Annotated in this window: 11 protein-coding genes, 1 pseudogene and 1 other annotated feature; of the genes and pseudogenes, 10 read left to right on the forward strand and 2 right to left on the reverse strand. The window is 35.5% G+C overall.

Annotated features, from left to right (window positions below; translation table 11 throughout):
• Positions 1-261: 261 nt before the first annotated feature.
• The 8 genes and pseudogenes from DFR56_RS07280 to DFR56_RS07315 all read left to right on the forward strand — a co-directional run bounded on the left by DFR56_RS07280 (position 262) and on the right by DFR56_RS07315 (position 8,756).
• Positions 262-963, forward strand: a complete 702-nt coding sequence (locus tag DFR56_RS07280) for a response regulator transcription factor (RefSeq protein WP_110394785.1) — start codon at positions 262-264, stop codon at positions 961-963.
• Positions 960-2,402, forward strand: a complete 1,443-nt coding sequence (locus DFR56_RS07285; protein ID WP_110394786.1) for a sensor histidine kinase — start codon at positions 960-962, stop codon at positions 2,400-2,402. The genes DFR56_RS07280 and DFR56_RS07285 overlap by 4 nt, the downstream gene beginning before the upstream one ends.
• Position 2,403: 1 nt before the next feature.
• Positions 2,404-3,516, forward strand: coding sequence for a LolA family protein (locus DFR56_RS07290; RefSeq protein ID WP_110394787.1), 1,113 nt, complete (start codon positions 2,404-2,406; stop codon positions 3,514-3,516).
• Between the two features lie 24 nt (positions 3,517-3,540).
• A complete protein-coding gene (gene yknW, locus DFR56_RS07295) occupies positions 3,541-4,218 on the forward strand; it encodes a YknW family membrane protein (protein WP_110394788.1) in 678 nt (225 codons plus the stop codon).
• A 6-nt stretch (positions 4,219-4,224) separates the two neighbouring features.
• Complete coding sequence (locus DFR56_RS07300) at positions 4,225-5,325, forward strand: efflux RND transporter periplasmic adaptor subunit (RefSeq protein ID WP_110394789.1); 1,101 nt, start codon at positions 4,225-4,227, stop codon at positions 5,323-5,325.
• Positions 5,322-5,990, forward strand: a pseudogene (locus tag DFR56_RS07305) (ABC transporter ATP-binding protein); the annotation flags it as partial. The gene DFR56_RS07300 and the pseudogene DFR56_RS07305, both read left to right, overlap by 4 nt.
• A gap of 179 nt (positions 5,991-6,169) precedes the next feature.
• Positions 6,170-7,369: an ABC transporter permease gene (locus DFR56_RS07310; RefSeq protein WP_110394791.1), complete on the forward strand. Its 1,200-nt coding sequence runs from the start codon at positions 6,170-6,172 to the stop codon at positions 7,367-7,369.
• A gap of 217 nt (positions 7,370-7,586) precedes the next feature.
• The gene (locus DFR56_RS07315) at positions 7,587-8,756 is read left to right on the forward strand and encodes an IS256 family transposase (protein WP_110394792.1); all 1,170 of its coding nucleotides are present in this window, start codon (positions 7,587-7,589) and stop codon (positions 8,754-8,756) included.
• 476 nt (positions 8,757-9,232) lie between these two features.
• Here the strand turns inward: DFR56_RS07315 and DFR56_RS07320 are convergent, their stop codons facing one another.
• Positions 9,233-10,222 carry an NADPH:quinone oxidoreductase family protein gene (locus DFR56_RS07320; protein ID WP_110394793.1) on the reverse strand — a complete coding sequence of 330 codons (990 nt, stop codon included), beginning with the start codon at positions 10,220-10,222 and terminating at the stop codon, positions 9,233-9,235.
• Between the two features lie 110 nt (positions 10,223-10,332).
• Positions 10,333-10,995 (reverse strand): HAD family hydrolase, encoded by a 663-nt coding sequence (locus tag DFR56_RS07325; RefSeq protein ID WP_110394794.1) that lies wholly within the window; start codon positions 10,993-10,995, stop codon positions 10,333-10,335.
• Between the two features lie 379 nt (positions 10,996-11,374).
• Positions 11,375-11,583, forward strand: a binding site (T-box leader).
• A gap of 46 nt (positions 11,584-11,629) precedes the next feature.
• Here DFR56_RS07325 and argS point away from each other — a divergent pair.
• Positions 11,630-13,321, forward strand: a complete 1,692-nt coding sequence (gene argS / locus DFR56_RS07330) for an arginine--tRNA ligase (protein ID WP_110394795.1) — start codon at positions 11,630-11,632, stop codon at positions 13,319-13,321.
• A 321-nt stretch (positions 13,322-13,642) separates the two neighbouring features.
• Positions 13,643-14,329 carry a DNA alkylation repair protein gene (locus tag DFR56_RS07335; protein ID WP_110394796.1) on the forward strand — a complete coding sequence of 229 codons (687 nt, stop codon included), beginning with the start codon at positions 13,643-13,645 and terminating at the stop codon, positions 14,327-14,329.
• The last annotated feature ends 144 nt before the right edge of the window (positions 14,330-14,473 follow it).

A 14,473-nucleotide genomic window follows, 5' to 3' on the forward strand; every position in this document is an offset into this window, starting at 1 on the left:
TTGTTTTCTATTTTTTGGGATTAACATGGTGCAATTTTCTACATTATACTATACTTGTGAACTCATATCATATGATCTGTTTATAGAGTGTTCTACTTATGATCTGAACTTACAGCTTATGGACTATCATAATCATAAACCGTTGCCACGAAAGTATTAGTCACCCTCATTAAAGTCTCTAATTCTAAAAATAAAGTATTTGTAAAATTAAATTTGATCAGGCCTGCTTATGTTATAGTAGGAATACAGGAGGAATGAATCATGCAAACGCGCTTACTACTTGTGGAAGATGACCCAGAAATTGCTCGCGTCGTCCGCGATATGTTCGTTCATGAAGGTTATAAAGTTACTTGGGCAACGACAGGACTCGAAGGTTGGGAAGACTTCCAAGAAGGACAGTATGATCTTGTATTAGTTGACCTAATGCTTCCCGAAATGGACGGATTTACACTTTGTAAAAATATACGTTGGAATAGTGATGTTCCACTGATTATCATCAGTGCACGAAAAAAAGATGAGGATAAAGTCGAAGGATTAGACATTGGGGCAGATGATTATGTGGCGAAACCATTTAGTTTAGCAGAATTAAAAGCGCGGGTCGATTCACAACTAAGACGTTGGAAAAGATATCAAGGAATTCCTAAACATGAAAATAAATCGACTTTCTCTGGTGGGTTAACGATTTTTTGGGAACAAAACAAAGTGACTATCGATGAAAAAGAAATTGCCCTTACGATTAAAGAATTTGATTTGTTAAAAGTACTTGCCCAAAATCCAGATCGGATTTTCTCAAAGGAAGAATTATTTGAACATGTCTGGCGGCAAGTCGATCAAGAAGGGCTCCATACGATTACTGTTCATATAAAATCTTTACGCGGAAAATTAAATGATCCAGTGAAAACCCCACTTTTCATTCAAACAGTCTGGGGAAAAGGATATCAGTTTATTGGTGAATTACTGTGAAAATAAAAACATGGTTATTAACTTCTTTTTTAGTTGTCATGATTCTTCCGCTTATATCAGCATATATTTTATTTGCGTGGATTACTTCCTATCATAATGATAAAAAAGTGGAAGAATATTATGAAGTGTATGCTGAGATTCAACAATTGAATACTAGATTAAGAGATCCAGAATTATACACATTTTCTGCTTCAAAAGATGAATTGGAAGAAATGGTGAGCGAACAACTGTCGATTACCTTATTCGATAATCGTGGAAGAGTATTGTATACTTCAAATCCACCAGCACCCTTAAAAGGTGATGAAGTTTACAAAAATTTGTTTGAGTTACAACAAGGATTAAGGGCTTTTACATATAAAGAACCGATACTTGAAGATGGAAACATTATCGGTCTTTTTGAAGTGAAAGTAGCTCGTGATGAGTTAATTTCAACGATTGTGAAACGTGGATGGATTGTAACAAGTATTTTTTTGATTTCATTCATTATTATTTATCTTACTGTTGCACTCATCGTTAATAATCGTTTAAACAAAAGATTGGTAGGCCTTATGGATGAAATGTCTGCATTCGCCAGTGGAAATTCTTATGTGGAGACGGAAGCAGGAAAAGATGAAATCGGCGAATTAAAGCAACACTTTTATGCAATGCGAAAACAGATTAATGCTGCACAAGAAGTCATCGAGCTTGAACAAAAAGCGAAAGAATATATGGTAGCAACTATTTCACATGATTTAAAAACACCATTAACTTCGATTAAAGCATACGCTGAATCACTTAATCATCCTGGTAATTTAACGGATGAAGATGAAAAAGTGTACCGGAAAGTAATCATCGAAAAAGCTGATTTCATGAAACAAATGTTAGATGACTTAATTACACACACTTTATTACAGTCTCAAAACTATGAGCTCGAATTGGTAACTGTCGATGGAGAAGAGTTCTTTGACATGCTAATCTCTGGCTATGAAGCATTATGCGAAAAGAAAAATATTGAATTAAAAACATGTAATAATGTGATCGGAGACTATGATGTAAACCCGAAGCAATTAATGCGAGTCGCTGATAACTTAATGATGAATGCGATCAGACACACCCCAGAGTCAGGGAAGATATGGGTTCTTTCTTTATCAAAAGAAAAAGAACTAGAACATTGGCTTTTTGACTTTGTAAAACCATATTCTTTCGACTATGAATCGTACACATATCTAATTGTACAAAATGAAGGAGAAGGAATTCCAGAAGAAAAAATGGACTTTTTATTTGATCCATTATATCAAGTGGATCAAGCAAGAAGTAAAAAAGATGCTCATGGAACAGGATTAGGGCTATCGATTACAAAGCAAATTATTGAAAAACATGATGGCAGCGTACAAGCGTTTTCCAAAATAAATATAGGGGCATGTTTTATCTGTTCTATTCCAAAAAGGAGGGGTAACTAGATTGATAGGTAATCATAAGTTGAAGCTTTTATTGATCGGCTTCCTTATCATATCGTTATTTGGTTGTAAGCAAATGAATCAATATACACCAGAAAAAGTTATTTCCAATGCATTAGGAGCTGAAAAAGAAGTATCTTATTATGGTGAGTTAAAGTTTGATCTTGAAGAAATCGAGGAATTTAAAGATGTAGTAGTGAAGGAATGGCGTCATCAAAATAAATCACGAATAGAAGTTGACACGGATGAAGGAGCAGTAGTTGTTGTAGTTGATGAAGAATATGCAACAATTTATCAAGAAGAAGACAAGACGGCTTTCAAAGTAGCATTTGGAAATATGTTTTTGGATCAAATGTATATGAGCCCAAAGGAACTAGTTGAATCATTACTTAACCAAATTACAGATACCCATGAAATTGAGAATGTCGGCAAAGAAAAGGTTGCCAACCGTGATGCATTCCATCTTGTTGCAAAAAAGAAAAAAGATAAAAAGAGTTTATATGGAGATCAAGAACTATGGATAGATAAAGAGAATTGGGTGGTGTTGAAAACGAAAATGACGAATGGAGATATCGAAAACACAGTCGAATATACAAAAATTGATTTTAATCCGAAAATAGATGAATCCCTATTTCAATTAGATTTACCAGAAGATGTGGATATTGAAACAGTTGATGACTTTGAGGAATATTCTGAGGAAATCACAATGGAAGAAATCCCAGAAAAAATGGAGAAAAATATATTCCTTTTTCCAGATAATGATGAACATAAATTAGATACTATTTCTTTCACCGAAATTGAAGGAGATTTTGGCTATACTGATTTAACGATCGATTATAAACGTAGTGATGGATCACCTTTAATGACATTAACAATTTTTAAAACTAGTGATAATGAGGCAAATGATGAAATAACTGATGATGAATTTGACATCTATGGAGAGGATGCCGAAAAAATAAAGATAAGAGATACCCAAGCATTATATATTAATTTTAATGAATTGCACTCTGTTAATTGGATAGAAGGAGGGGTAAACTATTCAATTGATCTAATCGATCCTGACCTTACGTTAGAAGATGTGCAAAAACTAGCAGAAGAAATGAAAGAAATAAAATAAATGATTTTAGGGAGATGAAAAGGAATGACGAATGAAATGGAACAAACAGTAAAGGAAAAACCATCTATTTTTGGGATGATTATGAGCCCGGGTGAACAATTTAATAGAATAAGAGAGAATCCAAAAATATTCGTAGCATTACTAATTGTCACTGCACTATCTATCATTGGATCTACTTTAATGGTAACAGGTTTTGATCCTACAACTGATCCGAATTTAGCTGGGATGAGTGAGGATGAATTGATGTTCGTTACCATGGGCGCACAAATAGTGCTTATCTTAACAGGATTATTATCACCAGTAATTACCGTGTTAGTTTTGTCGGTTATTCATATTATTGTTGCTAAAATGACACAATCAACTGTTTCATTTAAACAATTATTTTCAATGAATTCATATATTTATATGATAAGTGCCCTTAGTTTTCTATTAAATGGACTTGTAACACTATTCGTCGGAGGAAACAACGAAATTTATTTTACTAGTATCAATTCCATTATTGGAGCTGAAGGAGCTTTTGGCGCATTCTTGAATTATATTGAGATCTTTACCATTTGGAAAATAATTATTACTGCTCTCGGTTTACAAATCGTTGCTCGATTTTCAAAAACGTTATCATGGTCGATTGTAATTGTGATATTCGTGATTATGGTTATATTCTCAATGGTCACTTCAGGACTATCCTCAATGGTGGGTGTTTAATACATAATGAAAAAAAAGTGGATTATTATCATTGTTTCTATCTTAGTAGTAGGGCTAATTGGAATTAATGTATGGAAAAGCAAAGCAACGACAACTTTTAAGGTAGAAACAGCGACATTAACAGAAGAAACAATGAAAGAAACCGTGATGACACCAGGAACATTAAAATTAGATAAGGAGCAATACATCTATTTTCAACCTGAAAAAGGGGAAGTAGCAGAAATTTTTGTAGAAGAAGGAGATAAAGTTGAAGAAGGTGATAAACTTCTTCGATACGAAAATAAACAATTAGATCTTGAAAAGGAACAAAATGATTTACAGATTAGGTCATTGTACTTGCAGATCGACAGTGAGAATAAAAAACAACAGAAAGTAAATAAAGAATTGGAAAAAGATAAAGACAATGAAATGCTTAAAGAAGAATGGGATCAAATTCAATTGCAGCGACAACTAAACAATATCGAGTTAGAACGAGAAAATTTACAAAAAGAATCGATCACCTCTAGCATCGAAGACCTTGAAGTGAAATCAGAAGTAGATGGAACCATTTTAACAGTAAACGAAGAAGCGGCTTCTGAAACACAAATGAATGAACAATCCATTATCCGAATTGGTTCTTTAAACGATGTCATTGTAGAAGGGTCTATTTCAGAATATGACACTCTAAATATATCTGTTGGACAGCAAGTCGTTCTAACGTCTGATGCAGTTCCGGAGGAAAAATGGGAAGGTAAAGTGAGCTTTATTGGGGACCTCCCAGAAGAATCAAGTGGTATGGGACTTGAAAACAATGACTCTAGCGTTGTCTATCCAATCCGTGTCACAGTGGAAGATGATATAAAATTAAAGCCAGGTTTTAAAATGTTAATTGAAATAGTTACAAGTGAAGAGACAGTTAATACATTACCGATTAATGCGGTTAAACAAGAGGACGATGAGAATTACGTATTTATCGTTGAAGATGGGAAAGCAAAACGTGTCGAAGTAAAAATAGGTTCCGTTGATTCGGAAAAAATGGCAATTAAAGATGGTATTAATAAAGAGGACAAAGTCATTATCGATCCTTCCGATGATATTCAGAATGGGATGGAAGTGACAGTTAAATGATTCGCTTAAAGAAAGTTGTAAAAAGCTATCCTGTTGCTGGAGAAGATTTAGTCGTTTTACAAGACATTGACCTCCAGATCAAAAATGGAGAATTTGTCGCTATCATGGGACCATCTGGCTCAGGAAAATCGACATTAATGAATATTATCGGTTGCTTAGATAAACCAACTAGTGGAGAGTATTTATTAAATGGGAAGCAGGTTTCTGCCTATGATGAAAAAGAGCTGGCTGGAGTACGAAACCAATCAGTTGGATTTGTCTTTCAGCAGTTTCAGCTTTTGCCCCGGCTAAATGCATTACAAAATGTTGAATTGCCAATGATCTATGCAGGTGTTGGGAAAAAGGAACGGATCGATCGTGCACAAGAGGCATTAGAAAAAGTTGGACTAGGCGACCGGATGGATCATTTACCAAATGCACTATCAGGAGGGCAAAAACAACGAGTCGCCATTGCCCGGGCAATCGTCAATGAACCGAATATTATCCTTGCCGACGAACCAACTGGTGCCCTTGACTCCAAAACGGGTGTACAAATAATGGATATGTTTACATTGTTAAACAAAGAAGGTACGACGGTTATTTTAGTAACACATGAAGCAGAAATAGCCAGTTATGCCAACCGAACGATATTTGTACGTGATGGAAAATTAACATCAGCTGGGGCTGTTGTCGATCAAGAATCGTATGAGAAATTAGTTGCATCAGGTGCAGAGGAAGAGCAGGAACAGGAAGAACGAAGTATTACTGAGAACGAAGAATCTGTGCATTTGGATGAATCAAGAGGCAACGAAATGAAGATAGAACCATCATTGGTTGATCACCAAAAAGCGGAGGAGGGTAAGATGTGAGTGTTTTAGAAAATATAAAAATGGCATTTTCCTCCCTCCGTGCACATAAAATGCGCTCCATTTTAACAATGCTCGGTATCATTATTGGTGTTGGTTCCGTTATTGCAGTCGTTGCGATTGGTCAAGGTGGGGAGGCAGTATTAAAATCACAATTTACTGGTGAATCAAATACAATCTCCCTATATTATATGCCTTCTGATGAAGAACTCGAGTCAAATGCAAGTTCCATTTATGAAGATGCTTTTACACAGGAAGATATAAAATTAATCGAAACGATTCCAGAAGTAGAAAAAGTTGTTGCCACAAGTACAGAATCTTCTCCTGTTCGTTATCATCAAGAAAGTACAGATGGCACAATAATGGGAATCAACCAAGCATATTTAGACGTCCAAGGTTTAGAAATTGCTGAAGGACGAAATTTACTAGCAGCTGATTTTTTAAGTGGTGCAAGAGTTGCTATTGTAGGTGACGGGTTTAAAGAAGATTTGTTTGAAGATGACGATGAGGAATTGTTAGGAAAAGTAGTTTATATAGGAGCACAACCTGTTGAAATTGTTGGAGTAATCGAATCAGAGGAAGGCTTCTTTAGCTTTGGTTCTAATACTGTGTATGTTCCTATGAAAACTTGGCAATCTGTTTTTGCAAAAACATCCATTACAGAAGTTTCCATTAAAGCAGAAGGCCCTGATGAATTAAAAGTTGCTGGAGAAAGGGCAGCAGATCTTTTGAATACTGCGCATGATAAAGAAGATTCGTACCAAATTTTAAACATGGAGGAAATGGCAGAAGGTATCGGGAAAATTACACGTATCATGACGATTATTATTAGTAGTATTGCGGGAGTTTCACTGTTAGTTGGCGGAATTGGCGTCATGAACATCATGCTCGTCTCTGTTACGGAACGAACGAGGGAAATTGGTGTGCGCATGTCATTAGGTGCAACACGCGGTCAAATCTTATTTCAATTTTTAATTGAAGCTGTGACATTAACCTTAATTGGTGGTTTAATTGGAATGGCATTAGGAACTGGCGCAGCTCTTATCGTATCTCATTATGCAGGTTGGCCGCCACTCGTTTCCATACCGGTTATTATCGGAGGTATACTATTCTCGATGTTTATCGGAATTATCTTCGGACTATTACCAGCAAACAAAGCGTCAAGACTCGATCCGATAGAGTCGTTAAGATATGAATAAAGTTGTTTGCTAAGCGAAAAAACTATTTCTGTGAAAAAAGCAGGTTGGGGATTGAGTACCCCGCACCTGCTTTTTTTAATAAAAAAGATATAAAACAAGGTTGCCGTATTAAGATAGAGTCCATATAATTGTGTAAAAAGCAAAAATAAAAAAGGTCATATTAATTCCTTATGATACAATGTTTTCAACCACGAAATCAAAGTAGGAGGAATTAATAATGACCCAACTACAGTTTAACCTAAATATGGATCTTTTAAAAGACTCAGTTATGAACTCTAACATTGATGCGGTTGTCAAATCTACCATCGTTTTAGTTTTAAACGAGTATATGGAAAAAGAACGCGATGAACATCTGAAAGTGCATGCATATGAACGGTCGTCGTATCGTCAGGACTATCGAAATGGTTACTATGAACGTGATTTCATGATGAGTATTGGAAAGATAAGGTTGCGTGTTCCTCGAACGCGCAGTGGTGAATTTGCACCTACTGTATTCGAAAAGTATGCTCGTTGTGATAAAGCATTTGTCCTCTCTATGGTTGAAATGGTAGTCAATGGGGTATCGACGCGGAAAGTGAAAAAAATTGTAGAAGAGTTATGCGGAGAGAGTGTTTCCAAGTCATTTGTTTCTTCTTTGACGGAAAAGTTAGATCCAATAGTCAAAAAGTGGGCGAATCGTCCTTTAAACACTCAATATTATCCATATATCTTTGTGGATGCCATGTATATTAAAGTGCGAGAACACCATAAGGTTGTGTCAAAAGCAGTCTACATCGCCACAGGAATAAATGAGGAGAATAAACGAGAAGTACTTGGCCTAAAAGTTGATCATACGGAAAGCTATGAAGCCTGGCAAAGCTTTTTTAAGGATTTGATAGCGCGAGGTCTACAATCCCCAAAACTGATTATTTCTGATGCACATAGCGGGCTTAAAAAAGCAATCTCAACAGAGTTTATCGGTACTTCCTGGCAGAGGTGTACCGTACATTTCAAACGAAATCTTATCGATAAAATGCCTAAGAAAGGCGTGGCAGAAGTCAAATTCGATCTCAAAAGAATTTTTGATGCGGTAAAAGTAGAGGACGCAAGAAAATTTAAAGATGAATTCGTGATACGTTATGAGGAGAACCCAAAGTTGGATAAATTCATCGAAAAATTGGAAGAAGGTTTTGATGATGCCATTCAATTTTTAAATGAAGATCAAAAATATCACAGATTTATCCATAGCACTAATTCATTAGAACGTTTAAACCAGGAGGTACGACGCCGAGAAAGAGTGATCCGTATCTTCCCGAATACACAATCTGCGTTTCGTCTGATTGGAGCTGTGCTAATGGACTATGACGAAAATCAAAAAAAGAGAAGACCCCTCTTTAAAAAAGAGTAGGCATTATTCTTTAACGAAAATTATTTTGTAGGAAGGGGTACCCCTTCCTACAAAATAACAATCAATCTAAATAAACACTAATATACGTGGTTGAAAATTATTTTAGAATTTACACAACATTAAGGACTTGACTCGTATTAAAACACGTCCGCGCCGAATAACTCTAGTTCGCGCTGAATATTTCACGTCCGCGCCGAATAACTCTAGTTCGCGCTGAATATTTCACGTCCGCGCTGAATTATTCTAGTTCGCGCTGAATATTTCACGTCCGCGCTGAATTATTCTAGTTCGCGCTGAATATTTCACGTCCGCGCCGAATAACTCTAGTTTACGCTGAATATTTCACGTCCGCGCCGAATAACTCTATTTCGTGCTGAATATTTCACGTACATACTGGATTACCTTTCTTTACGTTGAACAAATCTTGTATAAGCTAATTCAAACCTACAAACAATCACTGCGGGGCTACCGACCAGTTATAATTTAACAACTGTTCTTCCTTTAAGTTTCCCGGCTAATATATTTTTCAACGTAGTCGATAATCCATCGAGTGTAATTTCATTCGTTAATTCAGATAAAAGATCTGGTTTTAAATCAGTAGCCATGCGATCCCACAAGTGTTTTCGAACTTCCATTGGACAATAGACAGAATCAATTCCTAATAAATTTACCCCCCGTAAAATAAACGGGAAGACGGTCGTTGGAAGTTTTAGACCACCAGTCAGTCCTGTTACTGCGACAGAACCGCCATATTTTGTCGCACTTAATACATATGCAAGAATATCCCCACCAACAGGATCAACAGCACCAGCCCAGTGTTGTTTATCCAGCGGTCTAATTTTGTCAGGTTGCAATTCCTCACGAGAAATAATTTCCTTTGCTCCTAGTGAATATAAATAGTCGTGTTCGGAGGATTTTCCTGTACTTGCCACAACATCATAACCAAGTTTTGCAAGCATAGCCACTGCAGTACTACCTACTCCGCCAGTTGCACCAGTTACAAGGACAGGTCCATTTTCTGGTCGCAGGCCGTTCTGTTCCAAACGTAAAATCGATAAGGCGGCTGTAAAACCAGCTGTGCCATACGTCATTGCTTCTTTTAATGTCAGCCCTTTTGGTAAAGGAACAATCCAATCTGCTGGGATCCGTGCATATTCGCTAAAACCACCGTAATGAGAGACACCAATTTCGTAACTAGTTGCAATAACTTCATCGCCTTCTTTAAATTGTTTATTCGAAGAGCTAACAACCGTACCAGCAAGATCAATTCCAGGGACATGCGGATATTGTCGCACGATGTTTCCATTTGGGATTGCAGCAAGTCCATCTTTGTAATTAACACTGGAATAAGCTACACGAATGACAACATCGCCTTTTGAAAGATCATCTAAATCTAATGTATCAATATTCACGGTGAATTCGCTTTCATCTTGATTGACGACTAATGCCTTAAAATTCTCTACCATTTAAACTCCTCCTAATAAAGTATTGTAGTACAAAAATAAAAATGTAGAGCTAATTTAAGCGGTAGCATGATCTGGAAAAATCTTTGCCAGCATGCTTAGATGCAAAACTTTTACTCTATTATTTCCCACTTATTTTGAATCGCAACTTCCCGTAATTTCTCATCTGGACTGACTGCAACAGGATTTCCTACGAGTTTTAATACAAAGAGATCCGAATAGCTATCCCCATATGCAAAACTATTTTCCCAGTCAATTGATTCATTATTCATTTTATCATGAACTAATTCTGTTTTGCGTTCAGCCTGAACATGATCAATCGGCATCTTAGGATCATAAAACCCTTCCATTACTGGCACATCCGTTCCGATGATTGTGTCGACAGGGACATCCTTTGCAACGGACTTAAGAAGCGGCGTAAATGCACCAGAAACAATCATCGTATGGAAGTTATCTTTGTTATGTTTATGTAGGCGAGAAAAAACGTCTTGATTAAAATCATCCCGCATTTTGTTCGCAATTTCAGCAAAATATTCATCTAATTCTGTTTCTGTTAGACCGGAAAAAGCACGCAAATATTTTTGCATCATTTGCATCTTCATTTTTCTTTCGGGATACATTTTTAATTTATAACTAATGTAAGGAACTAAAACAGATCGATAAAATCCTTTATAGCGTGGCCCATATGTTGTATGCTCTTTTAAATGTTTCATCAATAATGGAAAAGTTTCATTTTTATATAGTGTTCCATCAAAATCAAAAATTGCTAGTTTCATTATATCACCAATTCTATCTAATTTATTTAAGCATACAACGGGTAAACAGGAGATGCAATGAAAGAGGTAAGGGAGGTGAGGAGTTTTCCCGATGGATCACCTTTGTTATTAATTAAGCCTACATTATAAAATATCCAATTAATTGTAATGGTTCTATAATGAAAGAGATGTTAGTTATTAGGATAAAGATAATCCCTAAAGGAGGGGGACATCGACCTCTATCTGATTATATTTTGAAAATATATGACGATTAATCAGAATGTGGGAAGGTAAATATTTTTTATAAGTATAGGAACGGTTTGAAGAGATAAAAAGTGAAACTTAGACAGTGTAAAGTATTGCTTTTTCAAGATAGATCGTTTAAAATCCATAATAAATATCAAATACTGTGAAGAAGAGAGTAATTATGATGATTGATTTTAGCGAGTTAGGGATGGTGGAAGCCTGACAGATACTTCATAATGAAGCGCACTTCTGAGGAGTTGCCTGAAAAAAGTAGGCCATAGTCGGGTAATACCCGTTATCAATTTGTCAGAAGGTTCAATAATGAACAATTAGAGTGGTACCGCGGGAAATCTCGTCTCTTAATTAGAGGCGGGATTTTTGTTTTTATAATAAAGGAAGGTCGATGAAAATGGAACTAATTAAGGCGTATGCTGAAGAAATAGCTTTAAATATTGATGGAAATTTAGATTTGAATGAACTTAAACAATTAATTGAAAAACCTAAATATGAGGAACAAGGTGACTTGGCTTTCCCATGTTTTTTACTCGCTAAAATCTTAAAGAAATCACCAAACGAGATTGCTAAAGATTTATCGAAAAAAATTACAAATCCTCTATTTGGAAAGGTTGTAGCTGAAGGACCATATTTAAATTGTTTTCTTAACAGAAAAATCGTTGGTAAGGAAATGATAAAATCTATCTTAAAGGCTGGGGAGAATTATGGCTCCCTTGAAATAGGAAATGGGAAAAATGTTGTCATTGACTTTTCTTCACCAAACATCGCCAAACCATTTTCTATGGGGCACTTAAGGTCAACTGTCATAGGGAATTCACTTTCTAATATCGTCGAAAAATGTGGATATATTCCAATTAGAATCAATCATCTTGGTGATTGGGGGACTCAATTTGGAAAGCTAATCGTAGCTTACAAACGATGGGGGAATGAGAAAAGCGTTAAACAAAATACTATTAAGGAATTACTAAATCTTTATGTGAAATTCCATGAAGAAGCTGAACACAATCCAAGTTTAGAGAATGACGCAAGATTATGGTTTAAAAAGCTAGAAGATGGTGATGAAGAGGCTTACAAACTTTGGAAATGGTTTAGAGATGAATCCCTTAAAGAATTTTCTAAAATATACGAATTGTTAGATGTGTTCTTCGATTCTTATCAAGGCGAAGCATTTTATAATGATAAAATGAAGGAGACAATTGATACATTAAATGGTATTGGACTACTCTCTCATTCCGAAGGTGCTGAAGTGGTTGATTTAAAGGAGTTTGATTTACCACCATGTTTAATAAAAAAATCGGACGGAGCGACATTATATGCAACAAGAGATTTAACTGCTGCAATATACAGACAAAAACAATATCAATTTGAAAAAGCTTTATATATAGTTGGGCATGAACAGAGCTTACATTTCAAACAGGTGTTTTTAGTCCTTGAAAAGATGGGATACGACTGGGCAAAAGGATTAGTACATGTACCTTTTGGCTTTATTTTAAAAGATGGTAAAAAGATGTCCACAAGAAAAGGGAAAGTTGTCTTATTAGAAGAAGTGATAAAAGAAGCGATTGACCTAGCACAAAAGAATATTGAAATTAAAAATCCTAACCTTGAAAATAAAAAAGGTATTGCTAAGATCGTGGGAGTAGGAGCGATAATTTTCCACGACTTAAAAAACGAAAGACAGAACAATGTTGAATTTTCACTAAAAGAAATGTTAACGTTTGAGGGAGCGACAGGACCATATGTGCAATATACACATGCAAGAGCATGTTCGATTCTTAGAAAAGGGAATGATAAAGCTAACACCTCCAATCTAATGGGATTAGATGACCCACATAGTTGGACGGTTATAAAATCACTGATGGAGTTTCCAAATGTCGTCGAAAAAAGTTTTAAACAACTAGAACCTTCTCAAATTGCAAAGTATTTAATTAATTTAAGCCAAGATTTTAACAAATACTACAGTCACGTTAAAATCCTAATACCTGATGGACAACAGCAGTGTAGATTAGCGTTGGTAAAATCAGTTACACTTGTTTTGAAAGAAGGTTTAAGACTTCTTGGTTTAAAAGCACCAGATAAAATGTAGTCATAAATAATCATCACCGAATTTAAGGGATATAATTATTTTGTGTAAATGGGCATTGTTCAAAAATTAACGAAGGAAGTTTTACGTGGAGACATAGACATATTACTTATTACCGAAGATCTATAAATGATACTCTAATAAAAACAAGCTGGAAACCAGTTGAAAAAACACTACGCAAAAAACCTTTCTAATATCCGAGTCATAGAGAATATGGATATTTAGTGTGCAGCAGTATAGAAATGAGAGTTGTAACTTAATGTATTTAATCCTACTGTATAGAGAGGATTAAATAACACCTACAAGTCAATAAAGGAGTCCGAGATGAAAAAACAACATCTTTTATCACTTCAAACAATCTTTGAAAATAACCGAAATGAAGAAAATGCCATTCAGATGGAAAAGTATATGAGGAACCAATTCTTCTTTCTTGGATTGAAGGCACAAAAGAGAAAAGAGCTTTCTAAAGAATTTATTCGAGAGTTAAAGTTTGATCAGAACATCGAACCAATTATTAAAGCGTTATGGGAGAGGCCGGAACGAGAATACCAATATGTTGCGGTCGATTATCTTGTAAGAAATAAAAAACATATGCAAAAAGAACAGATGGAACTGACAGAATATTTGATTACGACAAAATCTTGGTGGGATACAGTTGATGCTATTGCTTCCCACTTAGTTGGTACATTATACCAACTCTACCCTAATTTAATCAAAGAAAGGGGGGAGGAATGGCTTCGTTCAGATAATATTTGGCTTAAGCGAACGATGATTATTTTTCAATTAAAGTATAAAGAGAAAACAGATGAGGGGTTACTATTTTTCATCATCCAACAAACGAAGCATATAGATGAATTTTTTATCCAAAAAGCAATTGGCTGGTCTTTAAGGGAATATTCAAAAATAAATCCTCAAGCTGTACTACATTTTATTCAATGTCAAGAATTGTCAAATTTAGCCAAGAGTGAAGGCTTGAAACAAATAAAAGCGAATAAAGCCGCTCAAAGATAACTAGAAATAACCTGGTTTCAAATATGTAAGGCCGAGCCCCAAATCATCAGAGTGGAAATTGATTAAATAGCTTCATTCATTTTCCACTGTGTCCCTTCTAATAATGCTAGATCAATAAACGTTGAAGTATCAGATATTAATTCA

The organism is Pseudogracilibacillus auburnensis (genome assembly GCF_003201975.1).
In the GTDB taxonomy this organism is placed as follows: domain Bacteria; phylum Bacillota; class Bacilli; order Bacillales; family Amphibacillaceae; genus Pseudogracilibacillus; species Pseudogracilibacillus auburnensis.

What these genes read in the sequence shown, in the direction of transcription:
- DFR56_RS07280 (WP_110394785.1), top strand. Translation starts at nt 262, where the DNA reads ATGCAAACGCGCTTACTACTTGTGGAAGATGACCCAGAAATTGCTCGC.
- yknW (WP_110394788.1), top strand. Translation starts at nt 3,541, where the DNA reads ATGACGAATGAAATGGAACAAACAGTAAAGGAAAAACCATCTATTTTT.
- DFR56_RS07300 (WP_110394789.1), top strand. Translation starts at nt 4,225, where the DNA reads ATGAAAAAAAAGTGGATTATTATCATTGTTTCTATCTTAGTAGTAGGG.
- DFR56_RS07315 (WP_110394792.1), top strand. Translation starts at nt 7,587, where the DNA reads ATGACCCAACTACAGTTTAACCTAAATATGGATCTTTTAAAAGACTCA.
- DFR56_RS07320 (WP_110394793.1), bottom strand. Translation starts at nt 10,222, where the DNA reads ATGGTAGAGAATTTTAAGGCATTAGTCGTCAATCAAGATGAAAGCGAA.
- DFR56_RS07325 (WP_110394794.1), bottom strand. Translation starts at nt 10,995, where the DNA reads ATGAAACTAGCAATTTTTGATTTTGATGGAACACTATATAAAAATGAA.
- argS (WP_110394795.1), top strand. Translation starts at nt 11,630, where the DNA reads ATGGAACTAATTAAGGCGTATGCTGAAGAAATAGCTTTAAATATTGAT.
- DFR56_RS07335 (WP_110394796.1), top strand. Translation starts at nt 13,643, where the DNA reads ATGAAAAAACAACATCTTTTATCACTTCAAACAATCTTTGAAAATAAC.